This is a genomic window from Ruegeria meonggei (assembly GCF_042768335.1).
In the GTDB taxonomy this organism is placed as follows: Bacteria; Pseudomonadota; Alphaproteobacteria; order Rhodobacterales; family Rhodobacteraceae; genus Ruegeria; species Ruegeria meonggei.
The window spans coordinates 2,302,501-2,321,670 of the sequence record NZ_JAXHBT010000001.1 but is presented as its reverse complement, the minus strand read 5'-3'; the positions used below and the strand labels follow the sequence as shown (position 1 = coordinate 2,321,670).

Sequence of the window (19,170 nt, the reverse complement as noted above, 5' to 3'; positions counted from 1 at the left end):
GCTTAGGCCGCCATTTTCAACTTGCGGAAGGCGGCAGGCAGAACCACACCAGCACCAGTCCGGCGGCGGGCATGGTAGCGAACCAGACCGTTGATACGCTGCGTGTAAGGATCACTCAGCACAGCCAGCGACAGGCGGTCATAGATGCGGTAGCCGCGCTTGAAGTCGCCAAAGATGATCGGTTCCGCATCAGCGCCTACATCCGGCATGTCGACCGCTTCAACCACAGGGCGGCCAAGGATCGTTTCCGGCTGACCTGCCTGATAGGACGGTTGCCACAGATAGTTGCCGTGCCCGTCTTTCAGAGTGCGGATAGCGGCCAACGTTTGGGCGTTCATTACCCACGAACCCTTGTTCCGGTAAGTGGCCGGCAGGGCATACATCAGGGCAATCAGCTCATCGGGCGAGATTGCCGAATTGCTGGTCGCAACGGTGTCGGTAATGTTGGCGTCTGCCATGAAACCGGCAGGCTCAAGGGCAGTGTTGCCATTGACATAGGACAGGTTCTCTTTCTGCGCAAAGTCTTCGGCCAGAGCCAGATTAACCTCGCTCAGAACGTTGTCGCTGTCTTCGGCGAGCTGCAGCGAGATATCAACGTAGGTCGCGATTTCATTGATTGAGATTTTCGATTGTCCGAAAGTCGGTTCGCTGCCGGTCCGGGTGGTGGTTTCGTCAACCCATACAGCATTCGTGATGCCGGTCCGTTTCGGCAGGATGACGCTACCGCGTGCGGTGGTGCGAACATCAGCGATGGAGCGGACAGGGCTGAATTCGACCAGATTGCGGATGAATTCAGACTGAACGTCTTCCGGTGCCAGAATGTGGTCGGAAGAGTCGCTGGCGGTGGTCAGAGATTTCTTTTCGCCGGTGGACAGGTAAGCCGCTAATGCTTTGACTTCGGTGCCACCCATGACGGGGTTTGCCGGTCCGGTGATCTGGGGCCGGTTGCCTTTGGCTTCCAGTTTGTCCAGGCGTGCAAAGACCTTGTCGAACGACTTGGTGTCGATCTGGGGCACCTGCGGCGTATCGTTGGCCGGGGTTACGGCCTTCTGCTCGGTCTCGATTTCTTCGTTTTCCAATTTGGGGGTCTCCATAGAGGGGGTCTGAGGGTCATCCGATTTGATGGACGTGATCTGTGCGCCCGGATGACAGGGGACGGCGACAACAGAGATTTCGTGCAGGTGGGCGGCGGTGATGGTGCGGCCCTTGGCGTGGCGTTTGTGCTGCTTGGTCACAAAGCCGATGGACAGGCCGGAAATGGCTTTGCTGTGGATCATGGCGCGCACTTCACGCGCGCGCTCAACATCATCCACCAGCATGCGGCCTTTGACGGTCAGGCCTTCGTTGGTTTCGGCAATCTGATCCCAGACGCCGATCACTTGCCCCTGATCGTGGGCAAACAGCATCGGCAGGTTTTCAGGGGATGTGATTGCTCCCTTTTCGATCACATCCCCAACCCGGTCAGCAGAGCCAAACGGCCATGCAATCCCGGTGATTTCGCCTTGGTCGGTGACTGAGAAAGCAGCCTTAATCTCAATACGGTCGGTCATTCGGCAGCCTCATTCAGAGCTGCCGACATGTCGCCTGTTTTGGCTGCGTCGGTGGTGTCATGTGAGTCAACGGCACCACCCCAGCGCGCATCCAGAATGTCCAGCGCCAGCGGATACAGATCATCAATCGGAGTGTTCCGGGCGTAGGTGTCTGTGAGCTGCGCGGCGCGTTCCGGATTGGTGCCGCCACCGATAAGGCCAAGCCGGATGATCTCAATCAGGTCAGCCAGTTTGAACTGCATGTTCACGGCGCGCAGATAGAACGCACCAATGCCAAGATCGGCAACGCGCTCAAGCTCAGTGATCATGTCATCGGTAAGGGCGAACGTGTATTCGCCATCGCCGAAAAAGGCGGTGTGGGTCAGGTTCATTCAGCCTGTTCCTTTTGGGTCGTGGTGTAGGGGTTGCTCAGCTCATCACCGCCTTCACGAGGCGGCAGGTTGAGGCCAGCGCGAACGTCATTCGCAGACAGAACACCCATGCTCCGATACTGGCCGTATGCGGCAGCACGGGCTGCGGTGTCAGTGGTCAGCAGATCATCGGTGACGGCTTCGAAATAGGCGTCATCCTGTTCTTCGGGCGTCAGCAGGCATTGTGCGTATGAATCCGTCCAGTCCTTCAGCCACGGCTTGAGCGTTACGGTGTGAAACTGGCGGAACATTTCTTCTGTGTTTGACCATGTGCCGCGCGATAGTTCGAAAAGCATGGTGGGCGGCACCCGGAAGACTCGGGCGATCTCACTGATCTGCTCAAGGCGGTTTTCTGCGAACTGAGCGTCAGCCAATGTCATGGCAATCGGCTGGTATTGCCTGCCTTCGTCCAGCACCGCAACACCACCGCTGTTCATTCCGTTGTGCTGGAACACCCATTCCTTTATGAACTTTTTGATCGCTTCGATGGGCATTGTTTTGGGTGATGTAATGACACCTGAGACGCGCGCGCCATTCTTGAGCGACGTTGCTATGTGGTTTTCCAAGCTAATCGCCAGCGCGATAGCTTCACGGCCCAGAGTGATCGGAGCTACACCGCCAACAGCCTCAATGCGCAACACGTCACGATAAGAAATTCGAACTTGCCCGGCATCGGTGGAAACGCGAAAGAACGGTTCGCCGTCCGGTTCCTGATCTCGCTGGACCTTGCCCGGTTCCAGCCGGTGCAGCTCATAGGGCGTATCGTCAGAAAGGCGGACTACCTGAGCATGACCGGCACCGTGCAGCAGAGCATCAATGGTCAGTTGCTCGCGCAGCTTGGCTGCGCTTGTCCAAGGGTTCGCGCGCCCATGCACCAAGCGATAGCCTGGGTGGTCTGTCAGGGTGTCTTTCGATGCTCGGTCATACAGTTTGACCGGTAGCGCGCCGATGGTTTCCGAGATGAGCGACACCGCGCAGTTCACTGCCGGAACGCACATAGCGTTGCTGGGACCAACAGACACACCGGATGCAGTTGGCGATACTCCGAATAAGGCCAATAGGGCTGGATCAGTTAAGTTCAGCGCCTTTTCTTCGACGCCGATTCCGAGTGCTTTTTTGATCTTGGTAAGGGCCATGCGATCCACTTGAAAATGATGGTGTTGCCAAAATACCACACACGGAATCGCGATGAAAGTTAAAAGTTGCGTATGTAACTAAATGGCTGGAGAGATGCCCGGTCGCCAGAGGTTGACTAGCGTTGGGAATGACGTGAAATTCCACGCAAATTGATTGGGACACTGAATAATGATCCGCACAACTATGTTTCTAATTTCAACCACCGCATTACTCGGGTGCTCGACTGAGTTGGTCCCTGGAGCTGAGCGCGTTAGGCAAATCTCGCCCGGCATGACCAGTTCCTGCACCTTCATTGGGCCAGTAACCGGGGCGGAGAGCATGGGTATGGATGTCGCTGGGGATGTCGAAAGTGCCTACAACAAAGTTAGAAATGCGGCCTTTGATAGAGGCGGCAACGCATTCGTGGTTTCGTCTACTTCGTCGTCATCTGACATAACGGTCGTCCAAGCGGACATATATGCCTGCCGTTGAATTTCTAACTCAGATCGTATGAGGGCAGTTTGTTGATTGCGTCGATCTTGGTCTTAAGCGTCACATCGCCATAGTCATCGCCTGCCGTTTTCCCGGCGTGACCCTGAATGGCGTCTACTACGCGATCAGAGATACCAAGTTCGCGGCACTGCGTTTTGAGCCGGTGACGCCAAGCGTGGTTAGGCAGCAAGCCTTCTGGCGTCAGCCCGGAAATGCTTAGCCATGCTGCAACCTGATTTGCGATACGCTTGGCCTTGGGAGAATAGTCCTCTTTTTTTATGCCGCCATGGAACATCGGGCCGGAATTTGCAGCTTCAACAAAGTCGATAAACCCTTCGTCGATGATTTGAGGGTGCAGCGGGGCGTCACGATATCCACCTGTCTTAACCGAACCGGCGTCGGGCGTGATCCTAATGACCCATTGTCCATCGATCTTGCGCACATCTTCTTTGCGGAGCTGAGTAATCTCTGAGACGCGCGCGCCAGTGAAGGCACAAATGATAGGTGCCCAGCGTTTAGCGGCTACCAAGTGCGATTTCTCTCTGACATAGCCGCGCTCGTCTTCGTTCGGTTTGTAGCTGCGGCTGGCCTTCAAGACCTTGTTCGCTTCGGCTTCAATATAGCCGCGTTCTCGGGTGTGCTGCTTTTTGGGCTTGGCTTGTCGCACATTGGCAGCCGGGTTATCAGCCAAAAATTCATTCTCGACTGCCCATGAGAACAGTGACCGGACTGTTGAGAGATAAACATCGCTAACCGTCTTGGCGGATAAGTCGCCCATCAGGTGATCACGCCACGCAATCAGGTCTTTCTTGGTAACCCGTGTGGCGTCGCTGTGTTTCATGTATTTGACCAGCTTATCAATGACGGGTTGCTGTCGGCCAGTGCCAGACCGCATGAACCCGGCTTGCTGCCGGTGTGCGACATAGTCTTTCCAGAGCTGTTTGATGCTGACCGGAGTAGGGGCGTTTTCCGGGGGCTGTGCGTTCACAATGATTGACGCGGTGGGTGTGCCGCTGTAATCGCCTTCATCGCGCTCAGCGGAGCGCGCAAGGGCTTCCAGCTCAGCATGGCACAAGGCGCGAGCAATCTCGCGCCACTCTGTGCTGCCGGGTGTCGCATCCAGATTTCCAGCAGCCCGGAAGCGTTCGAGTTGTGCGCCCACCAGTTCACTCAGCTCAGCGTCATTGGCATTCCCAGCTATGGCAGAACGCAGACGGTCAACTAACAGGTCGTCAATGCCGACCGCCGCATAGCGGGGATCGTTGCGCAGCTCGTCATCAAAGGCGACGCGCTGGTGGTAGTGGCTATGCGCGATCTGGTCCGGAACCAGCGGGTAGCGGGCAGGGGTGTTTGGCGGCTGGTTAGGGTTGGCTTGCTGTTCAGCCAGAGCAATCTGGTGTTGAAGCTGCGCGACCGCGCCCGGCAACAATTTCAGGGCTTGGCGATAATCACCACCTAGTGGTGTTCGCAGCTCTGTCTTTCCAACGAATCTGCGTAGGTCTTTCGGCACCACAAGCCGGGCATGATACCGCCCGGAGCGGTTGACTAAATTGCGAACCTTGCCTGCCATGGGAACACCTTTTGTAACCAAAGTTGTAACCTTCAAACGGACATACGCCCTTGTTTGCAAGGCTTTTCTTTAACTTCAAAAGGTTAGGATGGTGGGTGATGAGAGACTCGAACTCCCGACATCTTCGGTGTAAACGAAGCGCTCTACCAACTGAGCTAATCACCCGTGACGGTGCATGTAGCCAAGCCTGCGCGCGGGCGCAAGAGGGTCTGGCACAATTTCTTTGCCCAAAATTGGATCAGGGCGCCATCTCGTTCACGGCTGCCAGCAACTGGGCGACTTCCTGTTCGGTATTATAGTGGCACAACGAGATTCGGATGCAGTCGCTTAGGCCCAAAGGGTTCAGCACATTGCCGCTGTAATGGTCGGCCTTTCGGATATGTGTGCGGATGCCCTGTTCGTTGAGGCGGCTCACCACCTCGGCCGAGGGTACATCGCGCACAACGATCGACACCAACCCTTCACGGGCCGGGTTATCCGCCCCAGCCAGAATGTGCACATGGTCCATGTCGCGCAACCCGGGCAGGTTGCCTGTGCCGTTGATCATGGCGTTTGTCAGATGGGTCTCATAGGTGTGGATCGCACGACCTGCGGCCTCGATCCGGGCGCGGCGGTCGGAAACCTCCGAAACCTGGGCACCTAGCCAGTCGAAATAGCCCACGACATCGGACATGGCCGCATAAGATCCGGTGTCGCGGGTGCCGAACTCCCACCCATCCGCCGGTGCGTCGATCAACTGATCATGGGGCAGGGCGGTCAGCCGGCCTGAAATCCATGCAATGCCGTATCCGTGGCGCGAAAACACCTTATAGGGCGAAATCGCATACCCATCGACGCCATAGCTGTCGATATCCACCTGACCATGCGCGGCGTGCTGGATGCCGTCGACAATGATGAAACAATCGGGTGAGACGCTACGGATCACCTTTGCAATGGCCGCCACATCCATACCCATGCCGGTCACGGGTGAGGCATGCAGGATCGTTGCGACACTGACATCCGGGGTCATCGCGGCGCGGTAGGCGTCGGCGGTGACCAAGCCGGTGTCGTCGTTATGCGGCACCTCAACGTAATCTAACCCCGCGATATCGGCCCAGCGCCGCGCTGCGCTGCGGCTGGCCGGATGCTCGATCGAGCTGCCGATGACTTTGCTGCCTTTGGGTGCATTCACGCAGGCGGTGCGGATCATGCGAAACAACAGCTCTGTCCCGCTTTCGCCTGCAAAGAACTGCCCGGTTGGGGCGTTCATGAACACAGACAGATCAGCTTTGGCAGTGTTGATGATATCGATCAACGCATGACTGGCCACGTTGTCGCGCCCCTGATTGTCCGGGATGGCGGCAAATCTGGCCGAGGTCTCGACCACGGATTTCAGCGTCAGCGCTCCGCCTGCGTTTTCGAAAAAGACGCGCGGGCCCTGAAACGGACAGGTATCGACATGGGCAAAACGGGCGCGGATCGCGTCGATCAGGCCGGGGGTCGTGTGTAGCATTTTGGTTTTCCTGTCCTTTGGCTTAAGCGCAGAATTGCGCCGCTGCGCCGAAGGTTCAACGACATTTACGACACGAGCGGGAGGGGAACTGACGAAAATGACCACGCGGCTGGGATATTCCTTTGGATTTACGCATTCTGCAACGTGTCGGCTTTGTAAAGGCGCTTGCGTGTCACCTGTTGCCTCAGATATCCCCGAAGGAACTGTAATCCTCCAGACGGGAGAGCACATGATCCTGTCCCTAGCCCGCCGGTTTCTGGTCGCGGCCTTGGTGTTGGGCACTTTGACACTGGTTCCGATCCGGGCCAGTGCATCAGAGGTTTTGGTTTTCGCGGCTGCCAGCCTGAAGAATGCTCTGGAAAAGATCGGTTCGGATTTCGAACGGCGGACCGGGCACGAGGTTACGGTGTCTTATGCGGCCTCATCCGTACTGGCCCGTCAGATTCAATTGGGCGCGCCGGCCGATGTGTTCATTTCGGCCAATGTGGATTGGATGGATGTTCTGCAAGATCAAGATCAGATTAAAGCCAACACGCGCGTTGATCTTCTGGGGAACAGGCTTGTGCTGATTGGTGGGCCTGATCAGACCGGGGTTGGAGAGATACGCGCAGATATGGACCTTTCCGCTGCGCTGGACGGGGGTCACCTGGCCATGGCACTGGTTGATGCGGTACCGGCGGGGATCTATGGCAAGGCCGCGTTGCAGAATCTTGCGCTGTGGGAAGAGGTTCAGGGTCAGATCGCGCAAACCGACAATGTCCGCGCAGCGCTGGCGCTTGTCGCGACAGGTGCCGCCCCGCTGGGGATTGTGTATCGGTCCGACGCAAAGGTGGAAAACAGGGTTCAGGTTCTGGGTACTTTTCCGTCCGATCTGCACTTGCCGATCATTTACCCGGCGGCGGTAACTGCCTGGGGCAGGCCCGAGGCGCAGGCGTTTTTGACATATCTTCAGTCAGGCCCCGCCCGTGAAGTGTTTGCGGATCAGGGCTTTGCCCTGCCGGGCAGCTGACCGCATGGGGTGGCTGGGTCCCGCAGAGCTTGAGGCGCTGAGGTTATCGCTGCGTGTGTCTTTCTGGGCCACGCTGGTGACCCTGCCATTTGGGATCTTTGTGGCTTACGCGCTGGCGCGTTGGCGGTTTCCCGGTCGCCAACTGCTGAATGGGTTGGTGCATCTGCCACTGATCCTGCCGCCGGTGGTAACGGGCTATCTGCTGTTGCTGACCTTTGGCATTCAGGGACCCCTAGGCAAGCTATTGGCCGAGCTTGGCATCGTCGTAGCCTTTCGCTGGACCGGGGCCGCGCTGGCCGCCGGGATCATGGCCTTTCCTCTGATGGTGCGGGCCATCAGGCTGTCGATCGAGGCCGTTGATCCGAAACTGGAACAGGCGGGGGCCACACTTGGTGCCTCGCGCCCCTTTGTATTTGCCACGGTCACCCTGCCCATGATCCTGCCCGGTGTGATTGCCGGAGCCATCCTGGCTTTTGCCAAAGCGATGGGAGAGTTCGGGGCGACGATCACCTTTGTGTCCAACATCCCGGGACAGACCCAGACATTGCCCTCAGCTGTTTATGCCTTTCTGCAGGTGCCGGGAGGCGAAAATGCTGCGACGCGGTTGGTGGTGGTGTCGATCATCATCGCCATGGGCGCGCTGTTGTTGTCGGAATATGTCGGCCGCCGTGCCGCCGAACGGGTGTCCGGGTCATGAGCCTGTCTGTCCGTCTGCAACATGAATTGCCTGACATGCAGCTGGACCTCAGCTTTGATGCGCCCCCGGGCGTGACGGTTCTGTTCGGGCGGTCCGGATCGGGGAAAACCACCGTGGTCAATGCGGTCGCCGGATTGCTGCGGCCTGCTGCCGGACGGGTCGCCGTTGACGGGTGGGAGCTGTTTGACACTGAACAGGGCCTGTGGTTGCCACCGCATCGTCGGCGATTGGGATACATCTTTCAGGAAGGCCGCCTGTTCCCGCACCTGACCGTTCGTCAGAACTTGTCTTACGGCCGTTGGTTTGCCCCGAAAGGCGCGCGGCGAGAAAACCCGGACAAGGTAATTGAGATGCTGGGCATCGGCCATATGCTGAATTGCCGCCCTGCCGGCCTTTCCGGCGGTGAGAAACAGCGTGTTGCCATTGGCCGCGCGCTGCTGGCCAGCCCCCGGTTGATCTTGGCGGATGAGCCCTTGGCTGCGTTGGATGACGCGCGCAAGGCCGAAATCCTGCCCTATTTCGAACGTCTGCGGGATGAGGTTTCAGTACCCATCCTCTACGTCACACATGCTGCGGCCGAAGTCGCCCGCCTGGCGACTTCGGTTGTTGCCTTGCAGGATGGCAAGGTAGTTCGGCATGGTCCGGCCTCGGACGTGCTGGCCGATCCATCGGTTGCCCCGGCTGGCGTACGGGCCGTGGGGGCGGTGTTGCAGGTCAAGGTGCGCGAACACCACGCCGACGGATTGACCGAACTGGAAGCCGGAGGGGCACGTCTGTTCTTGCCGCGCATCCCGCACCAGATCGGAGAAGACCTGCGTATCCGTATCCCCGCGCAAGAGGTTATTTTATCCAACAAAAGACCCGAGGGGCTGTCGGCCCTGAATATGCTGGAGGGCGTGGTCGACTCAATTCGCGCAGGTGAGGGGCCGGGCGCGATTGTATCGGTAAAAACCCCCGCCGGGCCCATCCTGGCCCGGGTCACCCGCCGCTCGGTCGCGGCGTTGGGGCTGGAGCCGGGGCGTGTGTGTTTTGCCGTCATTAAAACGGTGGCTTTGGCACCGCAGGATGTCGGCGGGCGTCTGAATGCCTCGTAGGCCAGTGCAGTTTGGATTCTTCCCTCCTACAGATTGAAGGGCTGCTCTTTAACGCGCTGAAAATAGCAACTTGGGCCGAAATCTGAAATTGTGAAACTCCCAGGTCCTAAGCGGTCACTGTGACCCGATCTTTACTCACCCCATATGTCCACTATGCTATGTTGCAGGTTCAGATTTTGACCAGGGATGTGCAGCCATGCGGTTATTCAGAATGTCACTTGTTGCAGCCGTGTTTGCCCTGCCAGGACTTGCGCAGACTGTTGGGTTTGGCGTGGGAATAAACCCGGGTTTTCGCACGACAGTGACGCCATTGAAGGGCGGTATTTATGAGGTGTCGAGCAGCGGAACCTCGGCGCCGGTTGCCTATTGGTGTGGGATCGGGGACTACGCTATTCGTACCCTCAGAACAAAAGCCACGCAGCGCATTTACATCGCTGGGGCCTACCAAAAGGGTATCCGGACCGTTCAATTTTCGCTGACACCGCCCGAAGGGGCGGATACTTCCTCCAGTTATTCGGTTACCGTCAAACGGGTGGGGGCGAACATGTCCGCAGGTTCTGCACAGGGCTATTGCTATGACAACCTGATGGATTTTGGGTTCTGAGGTCGATCAGACCCACTTGGCCAGCGGCGGCAAGCTCATGAGAACAGCATCCGGGTCGTGGCCGGTTTCCAACCCAAACTTGGTCCCCCGGTCGTACACCAGGTTGTACTCGGCGTAGAGCCCGCGATGCACCAGCTGCGTGTCCTTGTCCGCCTCATCAAAACTCTGTACCCGGCGTTTTTCAACCAGCGGTACAAAAGCGGGCAGAAAGGCGCGGCCGATATCCTGCGTCAGGGCGAAATCTGATGACCAGTCTCCGGTGCAGTAATCATCCATAAAGATGCCACCAACACCGCGGGCGCGTTTGCGGTGCGGGATATAGAAATACTCGTCCGCCCAATCCTTGAGCCGCGAGTAATGCGCCGGTCCGTGCGGGTCCAGATGCGCCTTTTGGGTCGCGTGGAAATGGGTGGTGTCGTCGTCATATTCGATGCACGGGTTCAAATCCGATCCGCCGCCAAACCACCAGGCGTGTGGCGTCCAGAACATGCGCGTGTTCATGTGAACGGCCGGCGCATGCGGGTTCTGCATATGGGCCACCAATGAGATACCTGAGGCCCAAAACCGAGGGTCCTCGGTCATGCCTGGAATGCCCTTGCGCGCGGCCATCGCCTGTTGTGCGCGCTCACCCAGTGTGCCGTACACGGTCGAGACGTTGACTCCGACCTTTTCAAACACACGCCCGCCGCGCATGACCGACATCAGCCCGCCGCCTGCATCCGACCCGTCCTGAGACTGGCGTGTGGTTTCCTTGACCTCGAACCGCCCGGGCGCGGCGTCCGAGAAGGGGCCGACCTCGTGGTTGTCCTCAAGGGTTTCGAATGCGGTGATGATGTCATCGCGCAATTGGCGAAACCAAGCAGAGGCGGTGTTTTTTTCAGTCTCGAACATGGGGCTCAATGTGCTGGGGCTGCGACGGGATCCAGCAAAGTGCGCCCGCCGTCAATTGTCAGAATTTGTCCGGTGATGAACCCGGCGGCGTCCGAGGCCAGAAACTGTGCGGTTTCTGTCAACTCGGTCGGGGCTGCAATCCGGGCCAGTGGGGTGTGTTTTTCGATATCGTTCCGGAAATCGCGGTTCTCTTTCAGGGTGGTTTGCAGCGATGCGCTCATTACTGATCCCAAAGCGATGGAATTGACGCGTATGCGGCTGGGCGCGAAGGCAACGGCCAGCGAACGGGTCATCTGATCCAGCGCAGCGGTCGACACCGAATAGGCCATCAGGTCGGGATGGGTGCGCCGCGCGGCAATCGAAGACAGGTTGATGATCGACCCCGCCGGGTTTTGTTCGTCGTCTCCTGCCTGTTTGATCATCCGTTTAGCCACTAGCTGGCTGAGCCGTAGGGCTGGCATCAGATTCTGGTTCAGCAGGGTACGCACCGAGTCGTCCTCGGTATCCAGGGGGTCAGACGGGATCACCTGCCGCGAGCCGTTGATCAGGATGTCGACCTGATCAAACGCGCCGATCGTGGCGGATAACAGGTTGGCAATTGTCAGCTTTTCGCGCAGGTCCCCGGCAAAGAACCGGATATTGCTGTCATCTGCCTGTTCACCCAGTTCCTCAGCCAGCCGTTTTTCATCCATGTCGGCGAACATCACATTGGCACCGGCATCGGCAAAATGGCGACCGATGGCCAGCCCGACGCCATTGGCCCCGCCGGTCACGATTGCGGTTTTGCCAGCTATGGAAAAGGACATGTGTATTCTCCTGGATTGCGGGGCAGGTTAGCCGGGATCACCGTCGAGGGCGAGAGGCGCGGAACACCTTGAACCGATTGTCGCCGGTCACTTCCTCGACTTGGGCAAAAGCACCGTTCAGGGTGGTTTCATAGGGCAGGTGGCGATTGGCAACCATCCACAGTGTGCCGTTGCGGATCAGGTTTCTGGCGGCAGATGTGATAAACCCTTGCCCCAGCGTTGGATCAGCGCTGCGCGAGGAGTGAAAGGGCGGGTTCATCACGACTGTATCCAAAGGCTCTGGCGCCCGCCATGTGACGGCATCGGCCCAGTGGAATTGCGCGCGGGGGTCCGTGACATTTGCGCGCGCGCAGGTCAGCGCCGCGTGATCCGCCTCGACCAGATGCAGGGTCTTCAAACCGGTGGCCTGCAGTAACCCGGCCGACAGAAATCCCCAACCGGCCCCTAGATCGGCAAGGCGCGCACCCGGTTTGTCGGGCAGGGCTGCCTGCAACAGCGCCGACGCAGGATCGATTCCATCCGCAGAGAACACTCCGGGCGCGGTTTGGAACCCATCCACCGTCTGGTGTTCCGGTGCGGCCCAATCCGCGAAAGCCTGGCAGTCCGCCTGGAACCAGAAGATCTTGCCATGGGCTTTCGAAATCGGGCCCTGGACCGCAACCCTATTGCGGATGTCTTTCAGCAGGCTGTCCACCCCATCGGTCTTGGCGCCGTCCACGACAACCACTCCGCCAGCGCGGGCACAGGCCTGTTGCACCCTGCTGCGGGCCAACGCCTTGGCACGCGGCAGGAAAACGATGGCGTCCTGACAGGCCTCATGTGCATCGGGCACAACTGAAAACCCCTGCGCGGCAAAATGGTCGTGGAAAGGTTTGAAGGGCTGAACAACCTGTGTCTGGGACGGTAGGGCAGACAAGTCGGCCGCATCGGTTGGCCCGATCACTGTCAGGGGATGCGACAGCACAAGGCCGCTTTGCAGGGCAAGATCAAGGCGAGGGGACATAGTTTATTCCGGTCAGAGAGGCAGAGCCTTACTCTTCCCGTTCCATGGTGCATTGCAAAGGGTGTTGATGCCGGCGGGCAAAGTCCATTACCTGCCCCACTTTGGTCTCGGCGATCTCGTGGCTGAACACACCCACGACGGCCACACCCTTTTTGTGAACGGTCAGCATGATCTCGAACGCCTCGGCGTGGGTCATGCCAAAGAACCGTTCCAGCACGTGCACGACGAACTCCATCGGAGTATAGTCGTCGTTCAGCAGCAGAACCTTGTAAAGCGGCGGACGCTTGGTCTTGGGGCGCGTCTGCACCAAAACGGACGCGTCTTCGTCGTCGTCCGGTTTGTCAGACATCATCCATTGGTGTTCAAGCATCGCGATCAACTGTCCGATTCAGGCTTCGGTTTATCTGTGCGGTTATATAACGTCGAACGGGCCAGAGAAAAGAGCCATCAGGACGTAATCGACATGGATCAAAAACTGACCACAATCGGCTTCGACGCTGATGATACCCTATGGCATAATGAGCGGTTTTTCCAGCTGACCCAGACACATTTCGCCGAGCTGCTGGCGGATCACGCCGGGCGCGACCACTTGTTGGAACGTTTGCTGGCCGCTGAAAAGCGCAACATCCGGCATTATGGATATGGAATCAAAGGCTTTACCTTGTCGATGATCGAAACCGCGATCGAGGTAACAGAGGACCGCGTTCCGGCATCGGTCATCAGGCAGTTGATTGAAGCCGGGCAAGATATGCTGGCCCATCCAATCGAGCTGTTGCCCCATGCACGCGAAGCCATCGAAACTGTGGCCGCCACTCACCGCGTGGTGTTGATCACCAAGGGCGATCTGATTGATCAGGAACGCAAGCTGGCGCAATCAGGGCTGGGAGAGTTGTTCGACGCGGTCGAGATTGTGTCTGAAAAGTCTCCCGAGACCTATCACGCGATATTCGGTCAGTACGATAAGGGACCTACTTCAGCGATGATGGTCGGGAATTCGATGCGCTCGGACGTGGTCGCTCCGATTAAAGCCGGGTGTTGGGGTGTGTATGTTCCCCACGGTCTAGTGTGGGAGATTGAGCAGGCTGAAACCCCGGCGGACAATCCGCGGTATCGGGAACTGCAGGATCTGGGTGAGTTGGCAGGCCTTGTACGGGCGTTAAGCTGATGTTGCCAATTAGCCTCAGTTCCCGAAAATCGACCATGAGCACCGGCATAATCTTTTCATCTTCATGGATTTGGTGGGGCGGGGGCAGTGATCAGCTATATGTGGTGTGCTGCTTCGCCTGACACGGAACAGCGAAAATTCAAGCTTTCGGTTTCTTTAATTGACCTGCTGTGCTAGCTTGACCTGTAATAAAACAATTAAATTGCCGACCAGGAAAACCTGGCGGCCCGAGGCAGACAGAGGCAAAGATCGTGCAGGTTCGGCGGACAGTTCCGGCCCGAATGGGCTTATTCCTTATGGCATTATTGTGGCTGCTTTCTTTTGCACCGTTGCAAGGGATGGCCGCACCTTATGCGGCAATGGTAATCGATGCGCGCACCGGCGAGGTGCTGCATTCGCGGAATGCTGACACTCGGCTGCACCCGGCCTCTTTGACCAAGATGATGACGCTGTACATCGCGTTCGAGGCGGTGCGAAATGGCGAGATCACACTGGATACACCCGTGCGTATCACCAAAAAAGCCTCATCCGAGCCGCCGTCTAAACTGGGCCTGCGATCCGGGCAGACTATTGCGTTTCGTTATCTGATCCGCGCGGCGGCCGTGAAATCGGCCAACGACGCCGCCACGGCAATCGGGATTGCGATCAGCGGGTCCGAGGCTGCCTTTGCCCGCCGCATGACGCGCACCGCCAGGGCCATGGGCATGAGCCGCACAACCTTCAAGAACGCGCACGGACTGACGGAATCAGGTCACCTATCTACGGCTCGAGACATGACAGAATTGGGTCGGCATCTGCTGTATGATTACCCGCAGTATTATAACCTGTTTTCGCGCCAATCGACCCATGCCGGGATCAAGACTGTTCCGAACACGAACCGGCGTTTGTTGGCAGCTTACAAAGGCGCAGACGGAATAAAGACCGGCTATACACGCGCGGCGGGTTTCAATCTGGTTGCTTCGGCCAAGCGCAAGGATGAACGCATCATTGCCACCGTTTTTGGCGGTAAGTCCGGCGCATCTCGCAATGCCAAAGTGGCCGAACTGCTGGATATGGGCTTCCGCCGGGCACCCTCGCGCGCGCCGATCCGAAAGCCTGCGCGCCCGGTTTATGCCGGGAATGCCGGTTTGGGTGCTACGGTCGCAAGCCTCGCAATCGCACCAACCTCCAGCCTGCGGCCTGTGTTGCGTCCGGGACGTACTGCCGCCGTCCAGGTGGCTGGCACGGTGGCCGCCACGGCTGCCAAGAACGGCGCACGTATTCAGGACGGAATCGCCGCGGCCATTGCAGCAGCTGACGTTCAACCTACGACAGATGGCGGCGGCACCCGGCCCGCGGCCCGTTCGAACGATCTGGTTCTGGCCTCGGCCGACCCGACAGTGCAACCCGAACCAGAACAAGAGATTGTCACCCGGCTATCGACATCTGGCGGCCATTTGTGGGGCGTCAATGTTGGCCGCTATACCACCCGATACGAGGCAGAAAAAGTTCTGTTGAAAACTGCCCTGTCGGAAATGACCACTCTGGAAGGCACGCTGCGCAAGGTGAACCAAAACACGCGCGGCTTTGATGCAACGTTCCAGGGCATGACCCGCGAACAGGCCGATTTGGCCTGCCGCAGGCTTCAGGCCCGGAATGTCACCTGTTTCATGATCGGGCCGTCATAAGACCCGACATACTCTCCTGGATGGATCTGGGCTGCGAGGAAACTCGCAGCCATTTTTTTACCAGCGCTTTAGTCGAAGACGTGGCCGTGCTGGTACTGCTCGTCCTGCCCGGCCGCTGCCGTCAAAGCGGCGACGTTATCCTTGGTGAAAAAGCCGTCGTACTTGTGGCACCGCTCAATGTATTCCGTGATCAGCAGGGTGTTCTTTGAATGCTTTGAGAAGATTTGCTTGAGGTTTGGGTCGTCTTTGCATTCGCCCACCACATGGGCCAGGAACGGCACGCCCTTGTCTTTGAGCGTGTTCACCACGAAATCGACGTTCTTTTCCCCGGCGCCATGATCGCCATCCTTGATCTCGATCGCCATGTGGTGCAGGCGGCGTCCGAAATTGCGAACGAAATCCTCGGTTGGCATCGGCAGTTTGGCAAAGGAATTCACGAAGGACGGGGTGTTGTTGGCCGTGAACACCTTGGCAGGGGATTTCTTGTCATCGTCGACGCTGGAATTGCGGTTCACATTGGTCGAGGAGTTCATGTCAAAGATGTTATACGCCCCCCAAAAGTAATAGGGCACCATGGTCAGAAACTCGAGGATTGCGTCCTCACGCTCACCAGCAAGGACCCGCGTGGCAAGATGGTCGACACCCAGCATCAGCGGGGCGATTTTGGTGTCGCTGCCAAGGGCGGCCGCCCGATCCAGCTGTGCCTGTTCCGTGTTGTTCAGCACCACGCGGTCACCAAGCCCCAGACTGTCAGGATCATTGAAATCCAAAGTAGAATAGCCGACCCGGTTGCAGGTGAAATCGGACGGCGTGGTAAAGCGGAACCCATCCAACGTGTAGAACGGATTTTCGGTATCGCCGCTGTATTCAAAGCGGATATTCTGATCCTCCAGCGTCTTGCTGAGGGTGTTCAGATCGGTCGCGCCATAGATCTCTCCAACATAGCGGGTCTGGGGCGTGTTCCGCGCCAGCGGGTACATGCGGTTGATGCGCGGGATAAAGTCCTCGAAACTTGGACTTAGCGGGGCCATCACGATTAGCGCGGGGTAGTCCGCGTGCGAATGCATCACCGAATACTTGTGGGTTGCACCCAGATAGGTTGCCGTGTGGCGATACGGCGTCATTACGTAAAGCTCGACCATCGTATCGAACAATGCCGTGGGCTCAACTTGCATAACGATTGCCCGCATCCCGCCGACTTGATCAGCAGTACCCGAACTGGTGCGCCGTTCATAAATCTTAGGTAGATACTCGGCGAAAAAATCCGAGTTCTTCTTGTCGCCCCGGGGTTCATAAGACATCAAATCAAAAGACATTAACTTACCTCCTTGCGCAGAACCGGCAGTCAACGGGCGCGGTCGTGCTTGGATTTGTGGTATTCAGAACATGCACTTGCAGGCATGCTAGGGGCTGAATCGCGTGCGGGCAACAGTAACAAGGTAAGGGGCCGATCTTACACCGGGGTGGTTACCGGATGAACTTTGTCACCTCGACCCCGCCTTCGATCAGGTTCTTGCGTACCGACCGGGCGATCTGCACCGCCGTGGGTCCGTCGCCATGCAGGCAGATTGTGTCGATCGAGGTCTCCAACCTCTTGCCGCTTTCGGTGAGGATGGCACCCTCGCGCACCATGTTCAGGATGCGCGGGCCTGCTACATCGGGGTCATGGATGACGGCGCCGGGCAGGCTGCGGTCGACCAGCGTGCCGTCGTCGTTATAGGCGCGATCTGCGAAAATTTCGCCGACCCACTTACAGCCAAGCGCGCGCACGGCCTCTTCCTGTTTGGTCACGGCCAGAACCATGATGATGATATCCGGGTCAACATCCAGCGCGCCCTGATAACAGGCCCGCGCCATGTCGACATCGGCCGAGCACATGTTGGCCAGCGCTCCGTGCAGCTTTAGGTGGCGCACGTCGGTGCCAACCGCCCGGGCCATGCCCTTTGCTGCGCCCAATTGATAGCGCACCAGATTGCGCAGGCTGTCATGCGGCACTTTCATATTGCGCCGGCCAAAGCCCTGAAGATCGGGGAATCCGGGATGGGCGCCGATGCCGACACCGTTTTCCGCCGCCAATGTCATCGTCTTGACCATCACATCCGGATCACCGGCATGAAATCCGCAGGCGATATTGGCCGAGGTGATGATCTTGAGCAGGCTTTCATCGTCGCCCATGTTCCAGGGACCAAAGCTTTCCCCCATATCGGCATTCAGATCGACGCTGGGCATGGGCATTTCTCCTTAATCGGTGGCCGAGATCATTCCGCTGATCAACTGGTAGGACAACAGGTCAGCAATGTCATTGGGGTCGCGCACCAGCGGCTCAACCCGAGCCCGCAGCCGGGACAATTCCGCCAGAAAGGTGGCATGAAGGGTAACGGCATCGTCCAGGGTCACGAACTTGAACCGAACCTCGGCACCTGCGGGGGTTTGCGCCGCACGGGGCAAATCACAGGGCAGGACGGTGGCGATGCGCGGATACCCTCCGGTGGTCTGGCATTCGGGTAGCAGGATAAAGGGGTTTCCTGTGCCGGTCATCTGGATATCGCCGGGTGTGATGACCTCGGACAAAATGTTCAACTGCCCCTTGGCGGCAAACCCGTCGCCATCGCAATCCAGTTGCACCCCCATCCGGTTGCCCCGCGCCCCGCGGCGAAATGTGGTCCCTGCAAATCGGTCGCGTGTATTTTGGTCAAACAACGGGGTCTGAAAGCTGGTGACGACGCGCAGCTCTCCTCCGTTAAACCGATCATCGGGGCGCAGTTTCATGCCCGCGCGCCCCGAGGCTTGACCGGCGGGCAGAAGATCACCCGCCTGCACCGCGCGCCCGACATTGGCCGTCAGATGGGTCGCGCGTGAGCCCAAAAACAGCGGAGCATCAATCCCGCCCGCGATATGTAGATAGCCATAATTTCCTTGCTTTACCGCTCCGATCACCAGCTTCTGCCCGGGCTCAAGCGGATGAGAGGCGTTCCAGGCGACCGGGCTGATATCAATGCTGGCCTGCATTGGCGCGCCGGTTAGCGCGATATTGATGGGTTGCGTGGCCTCGAACGTGCCGCCTATCCCCGCCATTTCAAGCGCAGCGCAGTCCGGGCTATGTCCCAAAAGGGCCGCTCCTTCGTGCAGGGCCAGTTGATCGGCCGCCCCGGACCGAGACAATCCCTGATCCAGTAACCCGGTTCTTCCTTGATCCTGCACCGTGCAAGCCGGGCCGATCTGATGGACGCGCAAGCTCAACCGGGGATCTCCTGACAGGTGGCGCCACCTGCGCCGTCAGGATTGCGCGCGCGGATATCTTCCAATTCTTCCCGCGAGACCGGCAGGAACTGCATCTCATCCCCGGGGCGCAGTGCGAAACTCTGCGCGGCCTCGGGGCGGAAACAGCGAAAGGCGGTTTGGCCTACATGCCGCCATCCTGTCGGCGTGGGGCCGGAAAACAGCACAAACTGGGATATCGCCAGCACCAGCGCGCCTTCGGGCACCATTGGTGTCAGTTCTTTGAGACGTGGAATGTTGAACTCTGGTCCAAGCGGCCCGAGATAGGGCTGCCCCGGCGCAAAGCCAATTGTCAAAACTCGTACACGCGTTTCACTGAGGCGGC

General features: G+C 58.4%; 20 protein-coding genes and 1 tRNA gene (1 of these 21 only partly in view). 7 read left to right on the top strand and 14 right to left on the bottom strand.

Annotated elements, in window-relative coordinates; genetic code table 11:
• Positions 1–2: 2 nt before the first annotated feature.
• The 3 genes from SJY13_RS11305 to SJY13_RS11295 are packed head-to-tail and all read right to left on the bottom strand — an operon-like array spanning position 3 to position 3,096.
• Complete coding sequence (locus SJY13_RS11305; protein ID WP_377191000.1) at positions 3–1,550, bottom strand: phage major capsid protein; 1,548 nt, start codon at positions 1,548–1,550, stop codon at positions 3–5.
• Positions 1,547–1,921, bottom strand: a complete 375-nt coding sequence (locus SJY13_RS11300; RefSeq protein WP_377190998.1) for a gene transfer agent family protein — start codon at positions 1,919–1,921, stop codon at positions 1,547–1,549. The genes SJY13_RS11305 and SJY13_RS11300 overlap by 4 nt, the downstream gene beginning before the upstream one ends.
• On the bottom strand, positions 1,918–3,096 hold the full coding sequence (locus SJY13_RS11295) for a phage portal protein (RefSeq protein WP_377190996.1): 1,179 nt from the start codon (positions 3,094–3,096) through the stop codon (positions 1,918–1,920). The genes SJY13_RS11300 and SJY13_RS11295 overlap by 4 nt, the downstream gene beginning before the upstream one ends.
• 169 nt (positions 3,097–3,265) lie before the next feature.
• Here SJY13_RS11295 and SJY13_RS11290 point away from each other — a divergent pair, with 169 nt between their 5' ends.
• A complete protein-coding gene (locus SJY13_RS11290; RefSeq protein ID WP_377190994.1) occupies positions 3,266–3,568 on the top strand; it encodes a DUF4156 domain-containing protein in 303 nt (100 codons plus the stop codon).
• A gap of 4 nt (positions 3,569–3,572) precedes the next feature.
• Here the strand turns inward: SJY13_RS11290 and SJY13_RS11285 are convergent, their stop codons facing one another.
• From SJY13_RS11285 to SJY13_RS11275, 3 genes are all read right to left on the bottom strand, one after another.
• The gene (locus tag SJY13_RS11285) at positions 3,573–5,138 is read right to left on the bottom strand and encodes a DUF6538 domain-containing protein (protein ID WP_377190992.1); all 1,566 of its coding nucleotides are present in this window, start codon (positions 5,136–5,138) and stop codon (positions 3,573–3,575) included.
• Between the two features lie 89 nt (positions 5,139–5,227).
• A tRNA-Val gene (locus tag SJY13_RS11280) sits at positions 5,228–5,303 on the bottom strand.
• 73 nt (positions 5,304–5,376) lie between these two features.
• Entirely contained in the window at positions 5,377–6,630 is a 1,254-nt protein-coding gene (locus tag SJY13_RS11275) for an aminotransferase class V-fold PLP-dependent enzyme (RefSeq protein ID WP_377190990.1), read from the bottom strand.
• Positions 6,631–6,859: 229 nt separating this feature from the next.
• Here SJY13_RS11275 and modA point away from each other — a divergent pair, with 229 nt between their 5' ends.
• The 4 genes from modA to SJY13_RS11255 all read left to right on the top strand — a co-directional run bounded on the left by modA (position 6,860) and on the right by SJY13_RS11255 (position 10,034).
• Positions 6,860–7,639 (top strand): molybdate ABC transporter substrate-binding protein, encoded by a 780-nt coding sequence (gene modA, locus SJY13_RS11270; protein WP_377190988.1) that lies wholly within the window; start codon positions 6,860–6,862, stop codon positions 7,637–7,639.
• Between the two features lie 4 nt (positions 7,640–7,643).
• Complete coding sequence (modB, locus tag SJY13_RS11265) at positions 7,644–8,336, top strand: molybdate ABC transporter permease subunit (protein WP_377190986.1); 693 nt, start codon at positions 7,644–7,646, stop codon at positions 8,334–8,336.
• Complete coding sequence (gene modC, locus SJY13_RS11260; protein WP_377190984.1) at positions 8,333–9,430, top strand: molybdenum ABC transporter ATP-binding protein; 1,098 nt, start codon at positions 8,333–8,335, stop codon at positions 9,428–9,430. The genes modB and modC overlap by 4 nt, the downstream gene beginning before the upstream one ends.
• A 211-nt stretch (positions 9,431–9,641) precedes the next feature.
• Positions 9,642–10,034, top strand: coding sequence for a hypothetical protein (locus SJY13_RS11255; protein ID WP_377190982.1), 393 nt, complete (start codon positions 9,642–9,644; stop codon positions 10,032–10,034).
• 6 nt (positions 10,035–10,040) lie between these two features.
• Here the strand turns inward: SJY13_RS11255 and hemF are convergent, their stop codons facing one another.
• The 4 genes from hemF to clpS are packed head-to-tail and all read right to left on the bottom strand — an operon-like array spanning position 10,041 to position 13,104.
• Positions 10,041–10,925 (bottom strand): oxygen-dependent coproporphyrinogen oxidase, encoded by an 885-nt coding sequence (gene hemF / locus SJY13_RS11250; protein WP_377190980.1) that lies wholly within the window; start codon positions 10,923–10,925, stop codon positions 10,041–10,043.
• 5 nt (positions 10,926–10,930) lie between these two features.
• Positions 10,931–11,731: an SDR family NAD(P)-dependent oxidoreductase gene (locus tag SJY13_RS11245; RefSeq protein WP_085822792.1), complete on the bottom strand. Its 801-nt coding sequence runs from the start codon at positions 11,729–11,731 to the stop codon at positions 10,931–10,933.
• Positions 11,732–11,768: 37 nt separating this feature from the next.
• Positions 11,769–12,734 (bottom strand): methyltransferase, encoded by a 966-nt coding sequence (locus tag SJY13_RS11240; protein WP_377190978.1) that lies wholly within the window; start codon positions 12,732–12,734, stop codon positions 11,769–11,771.
• 28 nt (positions 12,735–12,762) lie between these two features.
• Entirely contained in the window at positions 12,763–13,104 is a 342-nt protein-coding gene (gene clpS / locus SJY13_RS11235) for an ATP-dependent Clp protease adapter ClpS (protein WP_085822790.1), read from the bottom strand.
• A gap of 93 nt (positions 13,105–13,197) precedes the next feature.
• Here clpS and SJY13_RS11230 point away from each other — a divergent pair, with 93 nt between their 5' ends.
• Positions 13,198–13,899: an HAD family hydrolase gene (locus SJY13_RS11230; protein WP_377190976.1), complete on the top strand. Its 702-nt coding sequence runs from the start codon at positions 13,198–13,200 to the stop codon at positions 13,897–13,899.
• 281 nt (positions 13,900–14,180) lie between these two features.
• A complete protein-coding gene (locus tag SJY13_RS11225) occupies positions 14,181–15,566 on the top strand; it encodes a D-alanyl-D-alanine carboxypeptidase family protein (RefSeq protein WP_377190974.1) in 1,386 nt (461 codons plus the stop codon).
• A 68-nt stretch (positions 15,567–15,634) separates the two neighbouring features.
• On the opposite strand, the gene SJY13_RS11220 is transcribed toward SJY13_RS11225, so the two are convergent.
• From SJY13_RS11220 to SJY13_RS11205, 4 genes are all read right to left on the bottom strand, one after another.
• On the bottom strand, positions 15,635–16,882 hold the full coding sequence (locus SJY13_RS11220; RefSeq protein WP_377190972.1) for a hypothetical protein: 1,248 nt from the start codon (positions 16,880–16,882) through the stop codon (positions 15,635–15,637).
• Positions 16,883–17,033: 151 nt separating this feature from the next.
• On the bottom strand, positions 17,034–17,795 hold the full coding sequence (locus SJY13_RS11215) for a LamB/YcsF family protein (RefSeq protein ID WP_377190970.1): 762 nt from the start codon (positions 17,793–17,795) through the stop codon (positions 17,034–17,036).
• 12 nt (positions 17,796–17,807) lie between these two features.
• The gene (locus SJY13_RS11210) at positions 17,808–18,806 is read right to left on the bottom strand and encodes a 5-oxoprolinase subunit C family protein (RefSeq protein WP_377190968.1); all 999 of its coding nucleotides are present in this window, start codon (positions 18,804–18,806) and stop codon (positions 17,808–17,810) included.
• Positions 18,803–19,170: the 3' end of a 5-oxoprolinase subunit B family protein gene (locus SJY13_RS11205; protein WP_377190966.1), read on the bottom strand. 388 nt of this gene lie beyond the right edge of the window; 368 of the gene's 756 nt are visible here — the last part of the coding sequence; its start codon lies beyond the right edge, outside the window; it ends in the stop codon at positions 18,803–18,805. Before SJY13_RS11205 ends, SJY13_RS11210 begins: the two co-directional genes overlap by 4 nt.

Excerpts from the sequence above, each read along its gene's own strand:
- SJY13_RS11220 (WP_377190972.1), bottom strand. The coding sequence starts at position 16,882 with ATGTCTTTTGATTTGATGTCTTATGAACCCCGGGGCGACAAGAAGAAC.
- SJY13_RS11285 (WP_377190992.1), bottom strand. The coding sequence starts at position 5,138 with ATGGCAGGCAAGGTTCGCAATTTAGTCAACCGCTCCGGGCGGTATCAT.
- SJY13_RS11295 (WP_377190996.1), bottom strand. The coding sequence starts at position 3,096 with ATGGCCCTTACCAAGATCAAAAAAGCACTCGGAATCGGCGTCGAAGAA.
- modB (WP_377190986.1), top strand. The coding sequence starts at position 7,644 with ATGGGGTGGCTGGGTCCCGCAGAGCTTGAGGCGCTGAGGTTATCGCTG.
- SJY13_RS11275 (WP_377190990.1), bottom strand. The coding sequence starts at position 6,630 with ATGCTACACACGACCCCCGGCCTGATCGACGCGATCCGCGCCCGTTTT.
- SJY13_RS11290 (WP_377190994.1), top strand. The coding sequence starts at position 3,266 with ATGATCCGCACAACTATGTTTCTAATTTCAACCACCGCATTACTCGGG.
- SJY13_RS11305 (WP_377191000.1), bottom strand. The coding sequence starts at position 1,550 with ATGACCGACCGTATTGAGATTAAGGCTGCTTTCTCAGTCACCGACCAA.
- modC (WP_377190984.1), top strand. The coding sequence starts at position 8,333 with ATGAGCCTGTCTGTCCGTCTGCAACATGAATTGCCTGACATGCAGCTG.
- hemF (WP_377190980.1), bottom strand. The coding sequence starts at position 10,925 with ATGTTCGAGACTGAAAAAAACACCGCCTCTGCTTGGTTTCGCCAATTG.
- SJY13_RS11230 (WP_377190976.1), top strand. The coding sequence starts at position 13,198 with ATGGATCAAAAACTGACCACAATCGGCTTCGACGCTGATGATACCCTA.
- modA (WP_377190988.1), top strand. The coding sequence starts at position 6,860 with ATGATCCTGTCCCTAGCCCGCCGGTTTCTGGTCGCGGCCTTGGTGTTG.
- SJY13_RS11245 (WP_085822792.1), bottom strand. The coding sequence starts at position 11,731 with ATGTCCTTTTCCATAGCTGGCAAAACCGCAATCGTGACCGGCGGGGCC.
- clpS (WP_085822790.1), bottom strand. The coding sequence starts at position 13,104 with ATGCTTGAACACCAATGGATGATGTCTGACAAACCGGACGACGACGAA.
- SJY13_RS11255 (WP_377190982.1), top strand. The coding sequence starts at position 9,642 with ATGTCACTTGTTGCAGCCGTGTTTGCCCTGCCAGGACTTGCGCAGACT.
- SJY13_RS11240 (WP_377190978.1), bottom strand. The coding sequence starts at position 12,734 with ATGTCCCCTCGCCTTGATCTTGCCCTGCAAAGCGGCCTTGTGCTGTCG.
- SJY13_RS11225 (WP_377190974.1), top strand. The coding sequence starts at position 14,181 with ATGGGCTTATTCCTTATGGCATTATTGTGGCTGCTTTCTTTTGCACCG.
- SJY13_RS11215 (WP_377190970.1), bottom strand. The coding sequence starts at position 17,795 with ATGCCCAGCGTCGATCTGAATGCCGATATGGGGGAAAGCTTTGGTCCC.
- SJY13_RS11300 (WP_377190998.1), bottom strand. The coding sequence starts at position 1,921 with ATGAACCTGACCCACACCGCCTTTTTCGGCGATGGCGAATACACGTTC.